The sequence below is a fragment of the Amycolatopsis sp. NPDC005232 genome (assembly GCF_040607795.1).
Taxonomy (GTDB): domain Bacteria; phylum Actinomycetota; class Actinomycetes; order Mycobacteriales; family Pseudonocardiaceae; genus Amycolatopsis.
Map to the genome: position 1 here is coordinate 120,350 of NZ_JBEXHL010000022.1, position 20,010 is coordinate 140,359.

The window sequence follows — 20,010 nt, forward strand, 5'->3', positions numbered from 1 at the left end:
ATCACACACGCTGCAGTGCCCTCTCCCGTCGTTCGGCCACCGACGACCCGGATTCCCGCCGCGCCATGCGCCGCAGCAGCACCGGGGCCAGCGCCAATCCGATCACGGCCCACACGACCAGCACGCCGAGGGTCCACCAGGGCCGCCACGACTGCCCGATCTCCACCACCACGGCCGAGTCCGGCAGCAGCGCCGAGCGCATGCCGAGGCCGAGCCAGTACATCGGGAACACCTGGGCGATGCCCTGCACCCAGACCGGCAGGGCCGTGATCGGGTAGAAGATGCCGGAGATCGCCGCGAGGCCCGTCACCGGCAGCATGACCAGCGCCATCGAGCGCGGGTCGCGGATCAGCGAGCCGATCGCGGCACCGACCGGCAGGGTCGCCACCAGCCCGAGCGCGAGGACCCAGAGCAGGTCCAGCCACGACCACACGCCGCCGTCGGCCAGCCCGGGGAACAGGATCAGGCACGGCACCAGCGTCACCGCCATCGCGGAAACCTGCATCAGCGACAGCGACACGATCTTGCCGATCAGGTAGCCGAGCATGCCGTTGGGTGTGGCCTTGGCGCGCAGCAGTGTGCCGTCCTCGCGGTCGACGACCAGCTGGCCCGCCGCACCCGAGAGACCGTTGAACACCAGCCCGGCGCCGAGGACGCTCGGCACCGTCGCCGCGCCGAGCGAGAACGACGTGCCGGGCAGATGGATGCCCCGTAGGAAGAACAGTGTGACCAGGATGAGGACCAGCCAGATCACCTGGCCGAGCACGTCGTCGCGGTTGGTCCACTGCTGACGGAACTCGACCAGCCCGCGCCGCAGCCCGTTGCGTGCGGCGGCTCTGTTGCCGGCCGCCTTGAGCGCCATCGTCATCGCACACCCGCTTCCACGAGACCGGTCTCCGCCCGGTGAACCAGGGTCATGTAGGTGTCCTCGAGGGACGCGCGTCGTACTTCCAGATCGGCGATCGCCTCGCCGTACTGCTTGAACAGCTCGAACACGTACTTCGTGGCTTCGGTGGTCGAGTGCACGAAGCGCTGCCCGGAGACGGACCAGCGCACCTCGGCTTCGCCGGAGATTCGGCGGCTGAGCTCGTCGGCCGAGCCGTCGGCGACGATCCGGCCGCCGTTGAGGATGAGGATCCGGTCGGCCAGCTTCTCGGCCTCGTCGAGGTCGTGGGTGGTGAGCAGGATCGTGGTGTCGTCGTTGTCGGACAGGCGGTGCACGAGGTCGTGGAACTCGCGCCGGGCCTCCGGGTCGAAGCCCGCGGTGGGCTCGTCGAGGAACAGCAGTTCGGGCCGGCCGACGATGCCGATCGCGACGTCGAGCCGGCGTCGTTGTCCGCCGGAGAGCTGCTTGAGCTTCTTGTCCGCGTGGGGCGTGAGGCCGACGGCCTCGATCAGTTCCGTCGTGTCCCACGGGCGGTGGTAGGGCTCGTAGTACCCACCGAGGTGGGCGAGCAGCTCGCGCACGCGCCATTTCCCGTGGTCACGCCAGGACTGGAGCACGACCCCCAGGCGTGCCCGCCAGTCCTCACCGCCGCGTGCGGGATCGGTGCCGAGCACCTCGACGTCGCCCGCCGAGCGCATCCGGAAACCCTCGAGGATCTCGATCGTGGTTGTCTTGCCGGCGCCGTTGGGCCCGAGCAGGCAGAGCACTTCGCCCCGGTAGGCCTTGAAGTCGACGCCGTGGAGCACGTCGTTGGTGCCATATCTCATGCGCAGGTCCTCGACCCGCAGCACGACTTCCTCTGGATTCCTCAACCGAACCCACCCCCATCGTTTGTATGCGACGAAATGTAGCACACCTACTACATACGATCGCAAGTCTGCTTAATTCGCAGCCAGCTACAGTGAGCGGCATGTCCAGCCCTGCCCGCGTACGCGCCGACGCCTGCCCCGGGGTCTTCGCCACGCACGACGCGGCGGACGGACCGCTCGCCCGCGTGCGCCTGCCCGGCGGGGTCGCCTCCGCGGAGCGGTTGCGGGTCCTGGCTTCCTGCGCCGAAGATCATGGTGACGGCGACGTGCACCTCACCTCGCGGGGCAACGTCCAGCTGCGTGGGGTGACGCGGCCCGGTCTCGCGTCGAGGCTCATGGCTGCCGGGCTGTTGCCTTCGCCGACGCACGAGCGGGTGCGCAACGTGCTGGCCTCGCCGTTGAGCGGGGTGCACGGCGGGACCGCTGACGTCCGCGGGCTGGCGGGGGAGCTGGACGTGGCCTTGTGCGCCGAGCCGGAGCTGGCCGAGCTGCCGGGGCGGTTCCTGTTCGCGTTCGACGACGGCCGGGGTGACGTCGCGGGCGAAGGCGCCGATGTGTGCTGGCGCGCCGTGACGTCTGACGCGGGCACGGTGCTGCTCGCGGGCGTGGACACCGGCTGGTCCGTGCCGCGTGACGAAGCTGTGGCCGCGTTGCTGGCTGTCGCGCGTGAGTTCGCCGCACAGCGGGGGACGGCTTGGCGGATCGCGGAGCTCCCTGATCCCACTGTGTTGCTGCCCCGGGGATCGCGGGCGCAGCCGGTGGATCGCCCGGTGAGCGTGGACCCGACCGTCGGGCCGCTCGGCGACCACGGCGTCGGTGTCGCGCCCCGGTTCGGGCAGCTCACGGCCGCGCAGCTGCGGATTCTCGCGGACCTCGCCGACCTCGCCGTCGTCACACCGTGGCGGTCGATCGTGCTGCCGGACGCCGCACCGGACGCCGTCGCGCGCCTGCACGCGGCCGGTCTGAGCACCGACCCCGCCGCGCTGGAGATCACCGCCTGCATCGGCCGCCCCGGCTGCGCGAAGTCGCTGGCCGACGTGCGCGCCGACGCCGCGCGCTTGGTCCCGGCCGGGGTCCGTGCCCACGTGGCGGGCTGTGCACGGCGCTGCGGGCGGCCGTCGGGCCCCCACCTCGACGTGGTCGCCGAAGCCGGCGGCTACCGTGTCGGCGGACACCTGCTGGCGGCGTCCCGCCTGGCGGACTCCTTGGTGAGGAAGGAAAACCCGTGATCGACTACCTGGCCGACGGTGCCGAGATCTACCGGCACTCGTTCGCCACGATCCGCGAGGAGGCGGACCTGGCGATTCTGCCGGACGACGTCGCCGGCGTCGCGGTGCGGATGATCCACTCCTGCGGCATGGTCGACCTGGTCGACGACCTGCGCTACTCCCTCGACGTCGTCGAGGCCGGCCGGGCGGCGCTCGAGGCGGGCGCGCCGGTGCTGTGCGACGCGAAGATGATCGCCAGCGGCATCACCCGCAAGCGGCTGCCCGCGGCCAACGACATCGTCTGCACGCTCGACGACCCGAGCGTGCCGGGGCTGGCCGAGCGGATGGGCACGACGCGGTCGGCCGCGGCGCTGGAGCTGTGGCGCGACCGGCTGCCGGGTTCGGTGGTGGCGATCGGCAACGCGCCGACGGCGTTGTTCCGCTTGCTGGAGCTGCTCGAGGAAGGCGTCGGGGCGCCGGCCGCGATCATCGGCGTGCCGGTGGGTTTCGTCGGCGCGGCCGAGTCCAAAGTGGAACTGGCGAAGCGGGCTCCGGCGCCGTACCTGGTGGTGCAGGGGCGCCGGGGTGGCAGCGCGATGGCCGTGGCGGCCGTCAACGCGCTTGCGAGCGTGGTCGAATGACCGGCCGGCTCTACGGCGTCGGGCTCGGCCCCGGCGACCCGGAACTGATGACGGTGAAGGCCGCGCGGCTGATCGGCGAGGCCGACGTGATCGCCTATCACAGCGCGCGCCACGGCCGCAGCATCGCGCGTTCGGTGGCCGAGCCGTACCTGCGTGAGGGCCAGCTGGAGGAGCCGCTGGTCTACCCGGTCACCACGGAGACCACGGACCATCCCGGCGGCTACGAGGGCGCGATCGCCGATTTCTACGAGCTGAGCGCGAAAAAGCTGGCCGAGCACCTCGACGCCGGACGCGACGTGGTCGTGCTGTGCGAGGGCGATCCGTTCTTCTACGGCTCCTACATGTACATGCACGAGCGCCTCGCCGGTCGCTTCGAAGCCGAGGTCGTGCCGGGCGTGACGTCAGTGAGCGCGGCGTCGTCGGTACTCAGCCGTCCGCTGGTGCAGCGCGACGAGGTGCTCACGGTCCTGCCGGGCACGTTGCCGGCGCCCGAGCTGGCGCGCCGGCTGGCCGACACGCAGGCCGCGGCCGTGCTGAAGCTGGGGCGCACCTTCGGCGCCGTCCGCGAGGCGTTCGCGGAGGCGGGCAAGCTGGACGACGCGTGGTACGTCGAGCGCGCCACGTGGGGTGAGCAGCGGATCGAGCCGCTCGCCGACGTCGATCCGTCGACGGTGCCGTACTTCTCGCTGGCGTTGCTGCCGAGCCCGGCGTATGCGTCCCGGGTGGACGGTGAGCCGGCGGTGGTTCCTCCGGCGGCGAAGCCGGTTTCCGGCGCCGGCGAGGTCGTGGTCGTCGGCCTCGGCCCAGCGGGTCCGGAGTGGCTGACGCCCGAAGCGTCGGCCGAGCTGGCCGCGGCGGAGCACATCGTGGGCTACGGCCCGTACGTCGCCCGCGTGCCCCAGCGAGCCGGCCAGGAGCGGCACGCGTCGGGCAATCGCGTCGAGGCCGACCGTGCGGTGGAAGCGCTGGAGCTGGCGGCTTCCGGGGCGAGGGTTGCCGTGGTTTCGTCAGGCGACCCGGGCGTGTTCGCCATGGCATCCGCCGTGCTGGAACAGGTCGCCGCCGGTCGCGGTGCCGGCGTGCGCGTGCGCATCGTCCCCGGGGTGACGGCCGCGCAGGCCGCCGCTTCCCGCGTCGGCGCGCCGCTGGGGCACGACTACTGCGTGCTGTCCCTATCGGATCGCCTCAAGCCGTGGGACGTCATCGAACGCCGCCTCGACGCCGCGGGCGCGGCCGACCTGGTGCTGGCGCTGTACAACCCGGCATCGCGTACCCGCACGACCCAGCTGGCCACCACGCGGGAAGTCCTGCTGCGCCATCGCGAACCGGCCACCCCGGTCGTCGTGGCGCGCGACGTGGGCGGGCCGGAGGAGCGGATCACGGTGACCACGCTGGGCGAGCTGGACCCGTCCACTGTGGACATGCGGTGCCTGCTCATCGTCGGCTCGTCGAAAACGGTGGCGCAGCAGGGCCCGGACGGCGCGACCGTCGTCTGGACCCCGCGCAGCTACGCTTGAGCCTGCCACCGCTCGACAGCGATGCGCACGGCTTCCTCGTCCTCGACACCGCGGGCACCCGACGCACCCGCGGCGCCGAGGATGAGGTCGCCGTCGGTCACGAGCACGCCTCCCGGGCCCGCCACGAAGTCGCCGTCGTAGAGGTGCTGGATGGTGTCGACGATGGGCCCTGGCAGTGCGATCTCGCTGGTGGCCTTGAGCATGCGCAGCGCGGTGCGGGCCTTCGCGACGGCGACGCGGCTGGTGGCGGGCATGCCGCCGTCGGCGCGGCGCAGCACGATCACCTCACCGGTGAGGTCGACGACCGCGACAGCCAGCGGCGGGAGCCCCTGCTCGGCGCCGACGGCCAGCGCCGTCGTCACGAGATGATCGGCATCGGCCAACGTCAGCCCGGGCAGGCGGGGAGTGTCAGACATGAGGCAAACCTAGCCGTACGCGACTTCGAGCGTCCACCGCGTCAAAGGCCGTCGCGCAGGTAGTACCCCGGGGTGTGCCCGAGCGACCGCCGGAACACGTCGATGAACGCGCTCGCCGTCGCGAAGCCGCACTCGCGCGCGACGGTCGTCACGGGCGTGCCCTCGGCGAGCAGCCGCAGCGCGTGGTAGAGCCGCAGCTGGGTGCGCCACTGCGGGAACGTCATGCCCGTGTCCTGCCGGAACAGCCGCGTCAACGTGCGCCCGCTCGCCCCGGCCTCGCGGCCCAGCGCGTCGAGCCCGCGCGAGTCCGACGGGTCGGCCTCCAGCAGCCGGCAGACCGCGGCCAGTCGTGGATCCCGGGCTTCCGGCACGCGTACCGGCCGCTCTTCGGCGGCGGCGAGCTGATCCAGCAGCACCGCGCGCATCCGCCGCCCGGCCGGGCTGTCGCGATCGTCGCCGAGCACGGTGTAAGCGACGAGGAGTTCCCGCAGCAACGGGGAGACCGCCAGCGCGGTCGGCTCGACCAGGCCCAGCGGGTTGAACGCGCGGGCGAGGCCGACCAGGTGGATCCGTGTGACGCCGTACGCGCGGTGGGCGTGCACGGTGCCTGCCGGGACCCACAGCGCGCGGTGGGCCGGCGTGATCCACCGCGAGGTTTCCGTGTGTACCGCCAGCACGCCGCGGCTCGCGTAGACGACCTGGTTCTCGTCGTGCCAGTGCGCCGCGACCGGCTCGGCGGTCTCCAGCTCGCGGCTGGAGGTGGGCGCCGCGGGCAGATGGCGAGAAATCGACATAGGTCGGCAGAATAGCGGAATCGGGAACCACGGGTCCGGCGCAACGATCTCCGCATGACTTCAGCGAACTCCCGGTGGCCGATGGTGATGCTCGTCGTCGGCCACGCGGTCGACGACCTCTACCAGGGCGCCGTGCCGGCCCTCGTCCCGTTCCTCGTGGCCGAGCGCTCCTACGGTTACCTCGCCGCGGCCGGCATCACGCTGGCCGCCACGCTGCTGTCGTCGGTCGTGCAGCCCCTGTTCGGCGTGCTGACCGACCGGCGGGCGCTGCCCTGGCTCGTCCCGGCCGGCATGACGGTCGCCGGTGCCGGCATCGGGTTGTCCGGTCTCGGGAACTCGTACGCGCTCACGTGGCTGGCCATCGCGTTGTCCGGGCTCGGCGTCGCCGCCTACCACCCCGAATCGGCGCGGCTGGCCCGCCGGGTCGCGGGACGCGGGCACGTCGGCATGAGCTGGTTCTCCCTGGGCGGCAACGTCGGTTTCGCGCTCGGCCCGATCCTCGTCACGCCCGTGCTGCACCTCGGCGGGCTAGGCGCGACGCCGCTGCTGGCGATCCCGGCGCTCGCCGCGGGCGTGCTCACTGTCGCCGTGCTGCGGAAGCTGCAGGCTCCCGGCGCCGCCGCGAGCCACGCCGCTGCGGCCGGGCGCGACGACTGGCGCCAGTTCGCCCGGCTGACGATCGTGGTCGTCTCTCGCTCGATGGTGACGTTCGGGCTGAGCACGTTCCTCGCGATCTGGGTCGCGCAACGGGTCGGCGGTGGTCCGACGGCGGGTGAGGCCGCGCTGGTCGTGCTGTTCGGTGCCGGCGCCGCGAGCACCCTGCTCGGTGGAGTACTGGCCGAGCGCTGGGGCCGGATCCGCACCCTGCGCGTGGCGTACCTCGTCGCGATTCCCGCCGTCGCCGGCGTCGCGCTCGTGCCCGGACCCGCGGTGTACGGGCTGGTGGCGCTGACCGCCGTGGCCACCTACGTCCCGTTCTCCCTGCACGTCACTCTCGGCCAGGACTACCTGCCCCACCGCCACGGCACGGCCAGCGGCGTCACGCTCGGCCTGGCGGTGAGCGTCGGCGGGCTGGCCGCGCCCGCGGTCGGCGGGCTCGCGAACGCGGCGGGCCTGCAGTGGGGGCTGCTGTCGCTGACCGTGCTGCCGGTGCTCGCCGCGGTCGCGGCCCGCGGGCTGACCGAACCGCACCACGAGGACCGTCCACAGGAGACGGTCAAGGCGTGAGGGTCAGCGCGTCGGGTCTTTCCCGTTCGGCTGTGCCGGCCCCGGACCCGGAGACCACCAGCCCCACACCGTCTTCCGGCCGTGCTGCACCGTGGGCGCGATGCCTTCGCTGAACGGTTCCACCTGCAGCAGCTGGCCCCACGACTGGCTCGGCTGGCCGATCAGGTAGCTGGGCACCTCGGGTTCCTTCGCCACCTCCTCGAGCCAGCCGATCGGCCCGCCGTTGGTGGCCGACGCCCATTCCGCCTCGTCGGCCAGTGCGCCGGCCGTGATGCGGTAGTCGGGGACCTGCGAGATGCCGTCGCGGGAGGTCACGGGGTTCGCGCACGGGTAGACGAACGACGCGGGCCAGTCGATGTACACGGACTTGCCCACGAGCTTGTCCGTCAGCGTGGTGAAGGTCGGCACGCGCGGTGCGGAGGCGGCGATCCAGCCGTCTTCCGTGAGGTCGTTGTCGACGATGTCCACGCGCACTGACGTGGTCTGCGGCGGCAGGTCACGCAGATTGATGCGGGTGTCGTTCCAGCCGCCGGTGCCGGCGCCCGGCGGGAGGGCGAACTGGCTGCGCAGCACCTTGACGCCGTCGGCCGTCACCACGCCGTAGTCCAGGCTCACCGACGCGGGACGCCGCGGCTGGCCCGCCGTCGCGATCACGATCTGGCCGTCGGCGGGTTTGTCGGCCAGCGCGTACCACTCGCTGCGCAGCCGGCCCGCGCGGTTCTGCTCGAAGTAGCTGCTCCACATCGGCACGGTGTCGGGCGTGAAGCCGTGCGGGGGCTCGGAAAGCGGGTCGTCCTCTTCGGTGGGACGCGTGTGGAAGCCGGTCTGGACCTGGCCGTTGCCCTGGTCCGGGTTCGGCAGCGGCGACTCTTCCTGTTTCGCCGGCACGGTCCGTTGTTCGGGCTGCGGGTGCAGGACACTCTTGGCGGCGTCGGTCTCCACCATCACGTGGTCGGACAGGTTGCAGCTCTTGCCGAACAGGTGCCCGAAGTCGGCGGCGCCCAGGCTGTAGCTGCCGCGCTGGATGTAGATCGCCGCTGCCATCGTGTAGAACTCGCCGGCCGCGACCAAGCCGCACACGACCACGAGCGACAGCGAGCCCAGCCGCAGCGAACGGCCGCGTTTTTCCTGCGGCGCGGGCGCGCCCGGGCGGTGGGCGCGGATGTTCTCCACGAACGCGTAGATCCCCGCGATCGCCGCGGCCACCAGCAGGATCGTCGACAGCGAGATCCCGGCGATCGACGGCGCGAGCCCGGTCCACGGCACGCCCAGGCGCGAGACGAACCAGTACGTGTTGGGTCCCGTCGCGGCGAGCGCGCCGACCACGAGCAGGCCTGCCAGGAACGTCGCGCGGTTGCGGTTCGAGCGCAGCACGGTGGAACTCGTCGCCAACGCGGTCAACGCGGCCATCGACGCCCCGACAGCCGCGAACGCGCCGAAGTGGTGCGTCCACTTCGTCGGCGTGAGGGCCAGCAGCAGGAAGAACAACGCGGTGGTGCCGATCAGCCGCCGGCTCGGCCCGAGTGCCGCGCCCGGGATCCGGCCGCGCCGCAGCAGCACGACCAGGCACGTCACCGTGCACAGGACCACCAGCAGCACCGGGAACCGGCGTGGCGCGGACCCGTCGGGCAGGTTCTCGAACAGCAGCTGGTAGCGCGCGAGCTCCTGGAACCACGACAGGTTCGGCCCCACCTGCGTGCGAATGCGCGTGGCTTCCTGCACGGTCGCGAACGTCTGGTCCGCGAACACCACCACGAGCACCAGCAGCCCCGACGCGGCGATCGGCGCGAGGATCGGGAGCCAGCCACCGGCCGCGCGCTGGCGCACGAGTTTGAACAACGGCCGCGCGGCGACCAGGAACGGCGCCACCGCGATCAGCCCCGTCGGCGTCGCGGCGAGCGTGAACGCGGCCGCGGTGAGGCCGAGGCACAGCGGCAGCAGGCGGCGTGTCACCAACGCGCGTTCCACGGCGCAGATCGCGAGCAGCGAACCCAGCGCGGCCACGGGTTCCGGCCGCACGCCGTTGTTGTAGGGCATCCACCAGACGAGGAACACGGCCGCCGCGGCCCAGCCGGCCGCGCGGCTGCCGCGCACCTGCGTGCCCAGCCGAGGCATGACTTCGCGGCTGATGAGCAGCCAGCTGATCACGCCGACCAGGTACGAGGGCAGCCGGATCCACGGCGGCACCGTGCTGACGTGCGTCATCAGCTCGTAGAGGTGGTAGAACCAGCCGAACGGCGCCTCCGCGACGCCGAACCAGCGGTGGTAGTTGGTCAGGAAGCCCGTGGACTCCGTGACTCTGGCCATCGTGAGGATGTAGCCGTCGTCCGAGGTCACCGGTCCGATGAACACCCACGCGCCGAGCGCGAGGATCACCGTCGCGTCGCGGCCGGTCAGGCGCCACCAGCCCACGGGAGCCCACCGCGGCGCGCGACGGGCGAACCCGGAGTCCATGCGCCACACCGCGATCAGGCAGGCGATGAACGCGAGCGCGCCGAGGATGCCGATGCCGAGCTTCAGCGCCGTCGGCGAAGTCTGGTAGCGGGTGTCCGGCACGACCGTCACGTGCAGGCCCGAGATCGGGTCCTTCGCGGAGCTGATCGAGGAGTAGATGCCGACCACGCGCGGGCGGACGTCGCCGGTCGTGTGGAACACCGTCGTGCCCGCGACGGCGAGCGTCATCTGCGTGGCGTCCGACTTCAGCGTCACCGTGCAGCCGGCCGGCGGCAGTGGCTGCTGCGCGATCTGCTGGCCCTGGCTGGACGCGAGCAGCACGCCGTTGTCCACGCGCAGCTGCAATCCGACGCCGTTGCCGGCGCGCGGGTCGGTGCGCCCGTCCGGCACCGTCGCGAACAGCAGCGCCGGACCGTTCGTGCGCGCGTCGAGCGACTTGACCGTGGCGCACGGGATCTCGGCCTCGAGGTCCTGGGCCCAGTACCCGGTCAAGGGCGCGTTGACGGACCGGGTGTCGGAGCCGGTGGGCCAGCCGACCAACGCGGTGTCCTGCACGACGGGCAGGAACGGATAAGCCAGGGCGCACAGCGCCGAAAGCAACCCCAGCGCTACGGCAATCGGACGCATCCGGGAAAGCTATCCGGTCGGCTGAAGGGCCTACGCACACCCCTCGTCACGGGGCGTGAATCGCTCGTGGTGCACGGCGTTGGCCAACGGCGCGCGGGTGCGCCAGCCGTGGCGTTCGAGGTCCGGGACCTCGGCCAGCGCGGTCACGGGGCCGACGCAGAGCCAGGCCACGGGCCGGATGCCGGCCGGGATGCCGAGCAATGACGCGAGGAATGGCTCGCGGTAGAAGCTCACCCAGCCGACGCCGAGGCCCTCGGCGGTCGCGGCCAGCCACAGGTTCTGGATGGCGAGGCAGACCGAGTACAGCCCGGCGTCGGCGATGGCGTGCCGGCCCAGCACGGCGGGCGCGCCGCGTTCGGCGTCGTAGGTGACGACGATGCCGAGGGTCGATTCGCGGATGCCCTCGATCTTGATGCGGGAGAACGTGTCGGCGCGTTCGCCTGCCAGCTCGGCCGCGAACACATCACGTTCGTCGTGCACGTGCTGGGCGAACGACGCGCGCGTGGCGGAATCGCGCACGAGCACGAAGTCCCACGGCTGGCTCAGGCCCACGCTCGGCGCGGCGTGCGCGGCTTCGAGCACGCGAGTGAGCAGGGCGTCGTCGATCGGCTCGCCGGTGAACTCGCCTCGGACGTCGCGGCGGCGGCGAAGAACTTCGTAGAACTCGTCGATCATCGGTGCAGCACCCATTCCACGGCTTCGGCGACCCCCGCGACCTCGGCGGTGGCCGGGCGCGCCGGGCGGCGCGCGACGACCACCGGCAGGCCCAGCTCGCGGGCGGCGGTGAGCTTCGCGGCGGTCATCGGGCCGCCGCTGTCCTTGGTGACGAGGACGTCGATGCGGTGCTCGGTCAGCAGCGCGCGTTCTCCGTCCACTTCGTACGGTCCGCGGTTCAGCAGGACTTGGTGCTGCCTCGGCAACGGCGGCTCGGGCGGGTCGACGCAGCGGATGAGGAACCACAACGCGTCGAGCTCGGCGAACGCGGCGAGCCCCTGCCGTCCGCTGGTCAGGAAGACGCGGGAGCCGAGGCCGGGCAGCAGTTCGGCGGCGGTGCCGAGGTCATCGGCCCAGTGCCAGCGATCGCCTTCGGCGGGCTGCCAGCCGGGCCGGGCGAGCCGCAACAGCGGCACGCCGATGGCCGACGTGGCGGCGAAAGCGTTGGTACCAATGCGTTCCGCGAATGGATGGGTCGCGTCGACGACCGCCGCCACGTCGTGCTCACGCAGCCACGCGGCCAGCCCTTCGACACCACCGAAACCCCCGACCCGCACCTCGCCGACGGGCAGCCGCGGCCGGGCGACCCGCCCGGCGAGCGACGACACCACGGCGACCCCGCGCGAGTGCAGTTCGGCCGCGAGCGCCCGCGCCTCGGCCGTGCCGCCGAGGACCAGCACGGTCATCCGCCGTAGCCGACGGCCGCGCGCCAGCGGTCGAGCGTGCGCATGTTCGCGAGCGTCTCGGCCCAGGTCAGCTCGGGTGCCTGCCGGTTGTCCACATGGGCGGCGACGTGGTCGGCCTCGCGCGCGAACACACTCTGCGTCGCCTCGATCTCGATCACCTCGGGCTCGCCGCCCGCCGGCGTCAGCACGATCTGCGACGACGTCGCGCGGCGCATCTGCGGCAGCCAGGCGGGTTTCGGCACGTGGATCTGCCCGGTGGTGCCGTAGATCCGGATGTGGTCGTCCTGCGTGAGCCGGTAGCCGCAGGACAGCTGCGCGATGATGTCTCCCGGCAGCCGCAGCAGGGCCATCGCGAACTCGTCGACGCCGCGGTCGGTCAGCCGCGCCATCCCCGTGACGGTGGTGGGTTCCACGACGTCGATGCCGATCGCCGCCTGCGAAACGAGCCGCGCGAGCGACGTGCAGTAGCAGCCCACGTCGAGGATCCCGCCGCCGCCGAGCGCCGGGTCGGCCAGGCGAGGGGCGTCGTTGGCGCCGGTGTCGAAGCTGAACGAGACGTCGACGGCCCGGACCTCACCGATCGCGCCGCACGAGATCAGCTCGACGAGCCGGCGCGTCTGCGGGTGCAGGCGGTACATGAACGCCTCCATGAGGAAGACGTCGTGGCGGCGCGCCGCGTCGATCACCTTCTCGGCCTCGGCGGCGGTGACCGTGAGCGGTTTCTCGCACAGCACGTGCTTCCCGGCTTCGGCGGCGCGGACCGCCCACTCCGCGTGCATCGGGTGCGGCGTGGCGATGTAAACGGCGTCGACGTCCGGGTCGGCGAGCAGGTCGACGTAGGAGCCGTAGGCCTTCGGGATGTCGAAGCGGGTGGCGAACTCGCGTGCCCGGTCGGCCGAGCGCGCGGCGACCGCTTCCAGCGTGCCGTGCTTGCTGAGCTCGACGCCGGTCGCGAAGTCGGCGGCGATTCTTCCGGCGGCCAGCAGGCCCCAGCGTAGTTCTGTCACAGTGACTCCGGTTGGCTCGCACGGTCTCGGGTGCTCGAATACAGGAAACTGTCGGGGAATCCTCCGGCGGCGAGCACGTGGCCGACGAAGATGGTGGCCGCGCGCGTCATTCCGGCTTCGCGCGCCTGTGCGGCGATGTCGGTGAGCGTGCCGCGCACGACGGTCTCGCCCGGCTGGCTCGCCAGCGCCACGACGGCCGCGGGGCAGCCGGCGCCGTAGAACGGCACGAGCTCCTCGGTGACGCGCTCGATGTGGTTGATGGCCAGGTGCAACGCGAGTGTGGTGCCGCTGCGGGCGAAGTTCGCCAGCGTCTCGCCTTCGGGCAACGCCGTCGACCGCGCTTGCGCGCGCGTGATCACGAGGCTCTGCCCGATGCCGGGCACGGTCAGCTCACGGCCCAGCACGGCGGCCGACGCGGCGAACGCGGGCACGCCGGGGACGATGGCGTAGGGCACTCCGGCGGCGTCGAGGCGGCGCACGGTTTCCGCCACCGCGCTGTAGAGCGACGGGTCGCCGGACACCAGCCGCGCGACGTCGTGGCCCGCGCGGTGGGCCGTGATCAGGCGTTCGACGATCTCGTCGAGGCTCAGGTTCGCCGTGTCGACGCGCTCGGTCTCGGGCGCGCAGTACGCGAGCAGGTCGGTCGGCGTCATGCTGCCCGGGTACAGGCACACACCGCAGCACGCGAGCAGGTCGCGGCCACGGACGGTGATGAGGTCGGCCGCGCCGGGGCCGGCGCCGATGAAGTGAACGGTCATCTCGAACTCCAGGACGTCACGGTGCGCGACGGGGTCCACCCCGTGAACCCGCCGAGCGGCTGCGCGTGGTCGACGGTGATCCTCGTCAGCTCACCACCCCGGTTCGCGTAGGCGTTCGCCAGGATCTGTTCTGCTTCCAGCGTGACACCGTGAGCGACCACGCGGGCACCCATGGCCAGGCACGCGTCGAGCAGGCCGGGCACGGTGAGGCCGCCGCCGATGAAGACGGCGTCGGGCCGGGGCAGGGTCGCCAGTGCGTCGGGGGCCGGGCCGGTGACCACCCGCAGCTCGGGGACGCCGAGCGTGGCGGCGTTGCGAGTGATGCGCTCGGCGCGCGCGGGGTCGCGTTCGACGGCGATCGCGCGGTTGAGCGGGTGCGCGCGGGACCATTCGATGCCGATGCTGCCCGCGCCCGCGCCGACGTCCCAGAGCAGCTCGCCGGGGACGGGCGCGAGGTGGGCGAGGGCGGACGCGCGGACGTCGCGTTTGGTGAGCTGGCCGTCATGCTCGAACGCGCTGTCGGGCAGGCCGGTGAGCGGGAGCGCGGGGCCGGCGCAGACCAGGGCGAACACGGTGAGCGAGCCGGGTTCGTGCGTCCAGCCGTCTTCGATGTGCTCGTCTTCGGCGCCGAGGTTTTCGAGGCTGGTCAGGGTGGATTCGCCGTAGCCGCGGGTCCGGAGCAGTTCCCGCAGGTCGGCCGCGTTCGCGCCCAGCACGAGCACTTTCCGGCGCGGCGCGAGCACTCGGGCCACGCGGTCCACGGCGCGCCCGACCACGGTGACCACCTCGGTCTCCTCGAACGACCAGCCGAGCCGCGCGCGAGCCAGCGTCACCGACGAGAGCGCGGGCAGGACGTCGATCTCGTGGCCGCGGTCGCGCAGGGTCGTGCCGATGCCTGAGAGCAGGGGATCACCGCTGGCCAGCACGCAGATCCGGCGCCCGGCGAGCGCGGCCAGGACGTCGTCGAGCGCGGGGAGCAACGGGCTCGGCCACGGCTGCGTGCGGACGCTTTCCGGCAGCATCGCGAGCTGCCGTGGCGCACCCAGCACGACGTCGGCTTCGAGCACGGTGTTTCGCGCTTTTTCGCCCAGCCCCGCCCAGCCGTCGGCCCCGATCCCGACCACCGTCAGGCGTGATTTTTCGCGCACGTTCACCCACGCTAGACGACGCGTTTCCTGTGCGATGATCGGCCGGACGCCGACCACGAGGAGAGCTCTTGAAGCCGTACCCGTTCACCGCCGTCGTCGGGATGCCGGACCTGCGCCTGGCGCTGATCCTGTCCTCGATCTCACCCGCCGTGGGCGGCGTGCTGGTGCGGGGAGAGAAGGGCACGGCGAAGTCGACGATGGTGCGTGCGCTCGCCGGTCTGCTGCCCCAGCTCGACGTGGTGGACGTCTGCCGGTTCTCGTGCGATCCCGCCGCGCCCGACCCCGTCTGCCCGGACGGTCCGCACCCCGCGGGCGCGCCCGCGCACCGGCGGCCGGCGCGGCTGGTGGAGCTGCCCGTCGGCGCGGCGGAAGACCGGGTCGTCGGGTCGCTGAACCTGGAGAAGGCGCTGTCGGAGGGCGTCACGGACTACCAGCCGGGTCTGCTGGCCGCGGCGAACCGGGGCCTGCTCTACGTGGACGAGGTCAACCTGCTGCACGACCACCTCGTCGACACCCTGCTCGACGCCGCCGCGATGGGCCGCGCGACCGTGGAGCGCGAGGGAGTGTCCGTGTCGCACGCGGCTCGGTTCGTGCTGATCGGCACGATGAACCCCGAGGAAGGCGAGCTGCGGCCGCAGCTGCTGGACCGGTTCGGGCTGACCGTGGAGGTCGCGTCCAGCCGGGAGCCCGAGCAGCGCGTGGAGGTGGTCCGCCGGCGCCTCGCGTACGAGGCGGATCCCGACGGGTTCGCGGCCGCGTACGCCGCCGAAGATTCGGCGCTGGCCGCGGACATCGAGGCGGCACAACGGCTTCTGCCCGCGGTGAAGCTGCCCGACGACGCGCTGCGGCAGATCGCCGAGGTGTGCGCGTCGTTCGAGGTGGACGGGATGCGGGCCGACATCGTCACGGCGCGCACGGCCGTCGCGCACGCCGCGTGGGCCGGGCGCAACGAGGTGACCACCGAGGACGTGCGCGTGGCCGCGCGGCTCGCATTGCCGCACCGGCGCCGCCGCAACCCGTTCGACGCGCCGGGGATTTCCGAGGAGCAGCTGGAACAGGCGTTGCAGGACGCGCAGCCGCCCGAGGATCCCGGTCCTGGCCCGGAGGACGACGGGCCTGGCTCGGGTTCCGGGTCCCCGAGCGCGGAAGGTGAGCAGCCGCCGGGGGACCAGCCGGCGCAGCCCCAGCAGCAACCGCAGCAGCAACCCGGCGAGGGGACGGGTTCCGGACCGCAGAACACGGTCGGTTCCGGCGAGACGTTCCGGGCGCGCGTGTTCCGCGTGAAGGGAACCGGCGAAGGCGAGCGCGGCCGCCGGTCTCGGGCCATCACGGACACCGGGCGCACGATCGGGGTCCAGCCACCGAGCGTCCGCGATGGCCGGCCGCACCTCGTCGCCACCATGCGTGCCGCCGCGCCGCATCAGCGGTCCCGTGGCCGCAGCGGGCCCGGACTGCTGGTGCGTACGCAGGATCTGCGGTTCGCGTTGCGCGAAGGGCGCGAAGGCAACCTCGTGCTGTTCTGCGTGGACGCGTCGGGCTCCATGGGCGCGCGCACGCGGATGCGAGAAGTGAAGACGGCGGTGCTGTCGCTGCTGTTGGACGCCTACCAACGGCGTGACAAGGTCGGGCTCGTCACCGTCCGTGGTGACTCGGCCGAGCTCGCGCTGCCGCCGACGATCAGTGTCGAGGCCGCAGCCGCCCGACTGGAAGGACTGCCGACGGGCGGCCGCACGCCGCTCGCGGAAGGTCTGCTGGAAGCCGCGCGCGTGCTGCGCGTGGAGGCGATCCGCGATCCGCGCCGGCGTCCGCTGCTGGTGCTCGTCACGGACGGGCGGGCCACGAGCGGAGCCGACGCCGTCGCACGCTCGCAGGCCGCGGCGGGGTTGCTGGCCGGCGTCACCACCATCGTGATGGACTGCGAGAGCGGCCGGATGCGCCTCGGGCTGGCGGCGGAGCTGGCCGGGCACCTCGGCGCCGAGCACGTGCCGCTCGCCGAGGTCGCGGCCGAGACGCTGGCCTCGGCCGTCCGCGAACGCACCGGGAGGGCTGCCTGATGCCGCAAGGGAAACCGGCCGTCGTCCCGCAGGACGGGCTCACCACGCGCCAGCGGCGCAACCGCCCGCTGCTCGCCGTGCACACCGGCGAGATGAAGGGCAAGTCGACCGCCGCGTTCGGCATGGCGCTGCGCGCGTGGAACCAGGGCTGGTCGATCGGGGTGTTCCAGTTCGTGAAGTCGGCGAAGTGGCGCGTCGGTGAGGAAGCCGCGTTCCGCGCGCTCGGGAAGCTGCACGACGACACGGGCGAGGGCGGGCCCGTCGAGTGGCACAAGATGGGCGAGGGCTGGAGCTGGACGCGCAAGTCCGGGACCGACGAAGACCACGCCGCCAACGCGCGTGAGGGCTGGGCCGAGATCAAGCGCCGCCTCGCCGCCGAAACGCACGACTTCTACGTGCTCGACGAGTTCTCCTACCTGCTCAAGTGGGGCTGGCTCGAGGTCGACGACGTGGTGTCCACTTTGGTCTCCCGGCCCGGGCACCAGCACGTGGTGATCACCGGCCGGTACGCGCCGCCGGAGCTCGTCGAGGCCGCGGACCTGGTGACCGAGATGGCGAAGGTCAAGCACCCCATGGACGCGGGCCAGAAGGGGCAGCGGGGGATCGAGTGGTAGCGCGGGTGGTCATCGCCGCGCCCGGCTCGGGGCACGGCAAGACCACCATCGCCGCGGGGCTGATGGCGGCGTTGCGCGCGGCCGGGCACCGCGTGTCGGGCCACAAGGTCGGGCCCGACTTCATCGACCCGAGCTACCACGCGCTGGCCACGGGTCGTCCCGCGCGCAACCTCGACCCGTTCCTGCAGGGTGAGGACCGGCTGGTTCCCTTGCTGCGCCACGGTTCCGCCGACGCGGACATCGCTGTGATCGAAGGCGTGATGGGACTGTTCGACGGCGCGCTCGGCACGGAGGGTTACGCGTCGACCGCACACGTCGCCCGGGTCCTCGACGCGCCGGTGGTGCTGGTGGTCGACGCTTCGGCCGCTTCGCGCAGCGTCGCGGCGACCGTGCTCGGATTCGCGAACTACGACACGCGCGTGCGCCTCGCCGGGGTGATCCTGAACAAGCTGGGCTCGCAGCGCCACGAGGACGAGATCGCGTCCGCGTTGGAGGCCACGGGTGTTCCGCTGCTGGGTGCGTTGCGGCGCAACGAGAACGTGCACGCGCCGAGCCGCCACCTCGGCCTGGTGCCCGCGGCCGAGCGCACTGCCGACTCGCAGCGGGTGCTGCCGGAGCTGGCGTCGTGGGTGGCCGGCGGGGTGGATCTCGAAGCCGTGGTCCGGGTCGCGCGGGCGGCGCCGCCGTTGACCGGTCCCGTGTGGACACCGCCCGGTGACTTCGAGGGGCCGCGGACGGTGGTGGCCGCGGCGGCCGGGCCGGCGTTCACGTTCCGGTACACGGAGAACGTCGAGCTGCTGGCCTCGCTCGGCGTGGACGTCGTCGACGTGGATCCGCTGCGGGACGAGCAGCTGCCCGAGGGCTGCGCCGGGTTGTACTTCGGTGGCGGGTTCCCGGAGGTGCACGCGGCGGAGCTGTCGGCGAACAAGCCGTTGCTCACGGCGGTGGCGGACGCGGTCGGGCAGGGCATGCCGGTGAGCGCGGAGTGCGCGGGGCTGCTCTACCTGTGCCGTGAGCTGGACGGACTGCCGATGGCCGGTGTCGTGGACGCGACCGCGGTGATGACCAAACGCGGGAAGCTGGGATACCGGACCGCGGTTTCGCTGGCGGACAACGTGCTCGCAGTCGCCGGCCAGCGCGTGACCGGCCACGAGTTCCACCGGACGGAGCTGACGCCCGGGGCCGGTCCGTCGCCGGCGTGGGGCTGGGAGCGGACGGTGGACGGGTTCGCTTCGAGTTCGCTGCACGCGTCGTACCTGCATGTGCACTGGGCCGGGTATCCGGAGCTGGCGGAACGGTTCGCTACTCACGTGCACGCCTTTGCCCAGGTGGCTTCGCGTGGCTGACACCTCGGACTACGACCTGCACCACCACGGCGATCGCGAGGTCGGGCCGGGTCTGGTGGACCTCGCGGTGAACGTCCGGCTGCCGCGCCCGCCCGAGTGGTTGCGGCGGCAGCTGGTGTCCGCTGTGGACAGTCTGGCCGCGTACCCCGATCCTTCGGCGGCACAGGCAGCAGTTGCCGCGCGGCACGGCCGTCCGGTGGACGAAGTGCTGGTGACGGCCGGCGCGGCGGAGGCGTTCACCCTGCTGGCTTCGGCTTTGAAGCCGCGGCACGCGGTCGTCGTGCACCCGCAGTTCACGGAACCCGAGGCCGCCCTGCGCGCCGCGGGTCACGACGTCTCGCGTGTGGTCCTGTCGTCGTCGGACGGTTTCGTGCTGGACCCCGGCCTCGTCCCGGCGTCGGCCGACCTGGTGTTCGTCGGCAACCCGACGAACCCGACCTCGGTACTGCACCCCGCTCACGTACTTCGTGCCTTGGCGCAGCCCGGCCGCCTGCTCGTGGTGGACGAAGCCTTCCTCGACGCCATCCCCGGCGAAGCGGAGAGCCTGGCGGGTTCGTCGCTCGACGGTGTGGTCGTGCTGCGCAGCCTGACCAAGACGTGGGGGCTGGCGGGCTTGCGCGCGGGTTACGTCCTCGGCCCGCCCCAAGTCCTCGCGCGGCTGCGGGCCGTCCAACCACCGTGGTCCGTGTCGACGCCGGCCGCCGTCGCCACGGTCGCCTGCTGCCGTCCGACCGCGCTGGAAGAAGCGGAAAAGCTGGCCGCGGCCGCCGAATCCGACCGTGACTACCTCGTCTCCCGCCTGAGCGGACTGGGCATTCCGGTCCTGGGTGACCCGCGGGGTCCGTTCGTGCTGATCGAGGCTCCCGACGAAAGCCTGCGTTCCCGCCTGCGCTCCGCGGGGTACGCGGTCCGCCGCGGCGACACGTTCCCCGGCTTGGGCCCCCGGCACCTGCGCCTGGCGGTCCGTTCCCGCGAGGTGACCGACGGGTTCGTCGCCGCGCTGGCCCGCTCCCTCTAGCCGGCGAGCACGACGAAACCGTGCGT

18 protein-coding genes are annotated in these 20,010 nt (G+C 72.5%); 8 read left to right on the forward strand and 10 right to left on the reverse strand.

Annotation, left to right across the window (positions count from 1 at the left end; genetic code table 11):
• Position 1: 1 nt before the first annotated feature.
• Positions 2-868: an ABC transporter permease gene (locus tag ABZU76_RS34170; protein ID WP_354876925.1), complete on the reverse strand. Its 867-nt coding sequence runs from the start codon at positions 866-868 to the stop codon at positions 2-4.
• A complete protein-coding gene (locus ABZU76_RS34175; protein WP_354877024.1) occupies positions 865-1,713 on the reverse strand; it encodes an ABC transporter ATP-binding protein in 849 nt (282 codons plus the stop codon). The genes ABZU76_RS34170 and ABZU76_RS34175 overlap by 4 nt, the downstream gene beginning before the upstream one ends.
• A gap of 143 nt (positions 1,714-1,856) precedes the next feature.
• On the opposite strand from ABZU76_RS34175, the gene ABZU76_RS34180 reads away from it, so the two are divergent.
• Genes ABZU76_RS34180 through ABZU76_RS34190 form a run of 3 tightly spaced genes read left to right on the forward strand, consistent with a single transcriptional unit; the run spans position 1,857 to position 5,121 of the window.
• Entirely contained in the window at positions 1,857-2,984 is a 1,128-nt protein-coding gene (locus ABZU76_RS34180) for a precorrin-3B synthase (RefSeq protein WP_354876928.1), read from the forward strand.
• Positions 2,981-3,604, forward strand: a complete 624-nt coding sequence (locus ABZU76_RS34185) for a precorrin-8X methylmutase (RefSeq protein ID WP_354876931.1) — start codon at positions 2,981-2,983, stop codon at positions 3,602-3,604. The genes ABZU76_RS34180 and ABZU76_RS34185 overlap by 4 nt, the downstream gene beginning before the upstream one ends.
• On the forward strand, positions 3,601-5,121 hold the full coding sequence (locus ABZU76_RS34190; RefSeq protein ID WP_354876934.1) for a precorrin-2 C(20)-methyltransferase: 1,521 nt from the start codon (positions 3,601-3,603) through the stop codon (positions 5,119-5,121). Before ABZU76_RS34185 ends, ABZU76_RS34190 begins: the two co-directional genes overlap by 4 nt.
• Here the strand turns inward: ABZU76_RS34190 and ABZU76_RS34195 are convergent.
• Positions 5,112-5,537, reverse strand: a complete 426-nt coding sequence (locus tag ABZU76_RS34195; RefSeq protein WP_354876937.1) for a heme-binding protein — start codon at positions 5,535-5,537, stop codon at positions 5,112-5,114. The genes ABZU76_RS34190 and ABZU76_RS34195 overlap by 10 nt on opposite strands.
• Positions 5,538-5,578: 41 nt before the next feature.
• On the reverse strand, positions 5,579-6,331 hold the full coding sequence (locus ABZU76_RS34200; protein ID WP_354876940.1) for a helix-turn-helix transcriptional regulator: 753 nt from the start codon (positions 6,329-6,331) through the stop codon (positions 5,579-5,581).
• Between the two features lie 54 nt (positions 6,332-6,385).
• Between ABZU76_RS34200 and ABZU76_RS34205 the strand changes: the two genes are divergently transcribed.
• On the forward strand, positions 6,386-7,558 hold the full coding sequence (locus ABZU76_RS34205) for an MFS transporter (RefSeq protein WP_354876942.1): 1,173 nt from the start codon (positions 6,386-6,388) through the stop codon (positions 7,556-7,558).
• Positions 7,559-7,561: 3 nt separating this feature from the next.
• On the opposite strand, the gene ABZU76_RS34210 is transcribed toward ABZU76_RS34205, so the two are convergent.
• From ABZU76_RS34210 to cbiE, 6 genes are read right to left on the reverse strand one after another with little or no spacing between them, the layout of a single operon-like run.
• Positions 7,562-10,639 carry an arabinosyltransferase domain-containing protein gene (locus ABZU76_RS34210; RefSeq protein ID WP_354876944.1) on the reverse strand — a complete coding sequence of 1,026 codons (3,078 nt, stop codon included), beginning with the start codon at positions 10,637-10,639 and terminating at the stop codon, positions 7,562-7,564.
• A 30-nt stretch (positions 10,640-10,669) separates the two neighbouring features.
• On the reverse strand, positions 10,670-11,314 hold the full coding sequence (bluB, locus tag ABZU76_RS34215; protein WP_354876947.1) for a 5,6-dimethylbenzimidazole synthase: 645 nt from the start codon (positions 11,312-11,314) through the stop codon (positions 10,670-10,672).
• On the reverse strand, positions 11,311-12,039 hold the full coding sequence (locus tag ABZU76_RS34220) for a cobalt-precorrin-6A reductase (protein ID WP_354876950.1): 729 nt from the start codon (positions 12,037-12,039) through the stop codon (positions 11,311-11,313). Before ABZU76_RS34220 ends, bluB begins: the two co-directional genes overlap by 4 nt.
• Positions 12,036-13,046: a Gfo/Idh/MocA family oxidoreductase gene (locus ABZU76_RS34225; protein WP_354876953.1), complete on the reverse strand. Its 1,011-nt coding sequence runs from the start codon at positions 13,044-13,046 to the stop codon at positions 12,036-12,038. The genes ABZU76_RS34220 and ABZU76_RS34225 overlap by 4 nt, the downstream gene beginning before the upstream one ends.
• Positions 13,043-13,804 (reverse strand): SAM-dependent methyltransferase, encoded by a 762-nt coding sequence (locus ABZU76_RS34230; RefSeq protein WP_354876956.1) that lies wholly within the window; start codon positions 13,802-13,804, stop codon positions 13,043-13,045. Before ABZU76_RS34230 ends, ABZU76_RS34225 begins: the two co-directional genes overlap by 4 nt.
• On the reverse strand, positions 13,801-14,952 hold the full coding sequence (gene cbiE / locus ABZU76_RS34235; RefSeq protein ID WP_354876959.1) for a precorrin-6y C5,15-methyltransferase (decarboxylating) subunit CbiE: 1,152 nt from the start codon (positions 14,950-14,952) through the stop codon (positions 13,801-13,803). Before cbiE ends, ABZU76_RS34230 begins: the two co-directional genes overlap by 4 nt.
• Positions 14,953-15,020: 68 nt before the next feature.
• Here cbiE and ABZU76_RS34240 point away from each other — a divergent pair, with 68 nt between their 5' ends.
• From ABZU76_RS34240 to cobC, 4 genes are read left to right on the forward strand one after another with little or no spacing between them, the layout of a single operon-like run.
• The gene (locus ABZU76_RS34240; RefSeq protein ID WP_354876961.1) at positions 15,021-17,006 is read left to right on the forward strand and encodes a putative cobaltochelatase; all 1,986 of its coding nucleotides are present in this window, start codon (positions 15,021-15,023) and stop codon (positions 17,004-17,006) included.
• Complete coding sequence (cobO, locus tag ABZU76_RS34245; RefSeq protein WP_354876963.1) at positions 17,006-17,620, forward strand: cob(I)yrinic acid a,c-diamide adenosyltransferase; 615 nt, start codon at positions 17,006-17,008, stop codon at positions 17,618-17,620. Before ABZU76_RS34240 ends, cobO begins: the two co-directional genes overlap by 1 nt.
• 5 nt (positions 17,621-17,625) lie before the next feature.
• Positions 17,626-18,966, forward strand: a complete 1,341-nt coding sequence (locus tag ABZU76_RS34250) for a cobyrinate a,c-diamide synthase (RefSeq protein ID WP_354876965.1) — start codon at positions 17,626-17,628, stop codon at positions 18,964-18,966.
• A complete protein-coding gene (gene cobC / locus ABZU76_RS34255; RefSeq protein ID WP_354876968.1) occupies positions 18,959-19,984 on the forward strand; it encodes an Rv2231c family pyridoxal phosphate-dependent protein CobC in 1,026 nt (341 codons plus the stop codon). The genes ABZU76_RS34250 and cobC overlap by 8 nt, the downstream gene beginning before the upstream one ends.
• Positions 19,985-20,010: the final 26 nt, after the last annotated feature.

What these genes read in the sequence shown, in the direction of transcription:
- ABZU76_RS34170 (WP_354876925.1), bottom strand. Translation starts at nt 868, where the DNA reads ATGACGATGGCGCTCAAGGCGGCCGGCAACAGAGCCGCCGCACGCAAC.
- ABZU76_RS34175 (WP_354877024.1), bottom strand. Translation starts at nt 1,713, where the DNA reads ATGAGATATGGCACCAACGACGTGCTCCACGGCGTCGACTTCAAGGCC.
- ABZU76_RS34180 (WP_354876928.1), top strand. Translation starts at nt 1,857, where the DNA reads ATGTCCAGCCCTGCCCGCGTACGCGCCGACGCCTGCCCCGGGGTCTTC.
- ABZU76_RS34190 (WP_354876934.1), top strand. Translation starts at nt 3,601, where the DNA reads ATGACCGGCCGGCTCTACGGCGTCGGGCTCGGCCCCGGCGACCCGGAA.
- ABZU76_RS34195 (WP_354876937.1), bottom strand. Translation starts at nt 5,537, where the DNA reads ATGTCTGACACTCCCCGCCTGCCCGGGCTGACGTTGGCCGATGCCGAT.
- ABZU76_RS34200 (WP_354876940.1), bottom strand. Translation starts at nt 6,331, where the DNA reads ATGTCGATTTCTCGCCATCTGCCCGCGGCGCCCACCTCCAGCCGCGAG.
- ABZU76_RS34205 (WP_354876942.1), top strand. Translation starts at nt 6,386, where the DNA reads ATGACTTCAGCGAACTCCCGGTGGCCGATGGTGATGCTCGTCGTCGGC.
- ABZU76_RS34210 (WP_354876944.1), bottom strand. Translation starts at nt 10,639, where the DNA reads ATGCGTCCGATTGCCGTAGCGCTGGGGTTGCTTTCGGCGCTGTGCGCC.
- bluB (WP_354876947.1), bottom strand. Translation starts at nt 11,314, where the DNA reads ATGATCGACGAGTTCTACGAAGTTCTTCGCCGCCGCCGCGACGTCCGA.
- ABZU76_RS34220 (WP_354876950.1), bottom strand. Translation starts at nt 12,039, where the DNA reads ATGACCGTGCTGGTCCTCGGCGGCACGGCCGAGGCGCGGGCGCTCGCG.
- ABZU76_RS34230 (WP_354876956.1), bottom strand. Translation starts at nt 13,804, where the DNA reads ATGACCGTTCACTTCATCGGCGCCGGCCCCGGCGCGGCCGACCTCATC.
- cobO (WP_354876963.1), top strand. Translation starts at nt 17,006, where the DNA reads ATGCCGCAAGGGAAACCGGCCGTCGTCCCGCAGGACGGGCTCACCACG.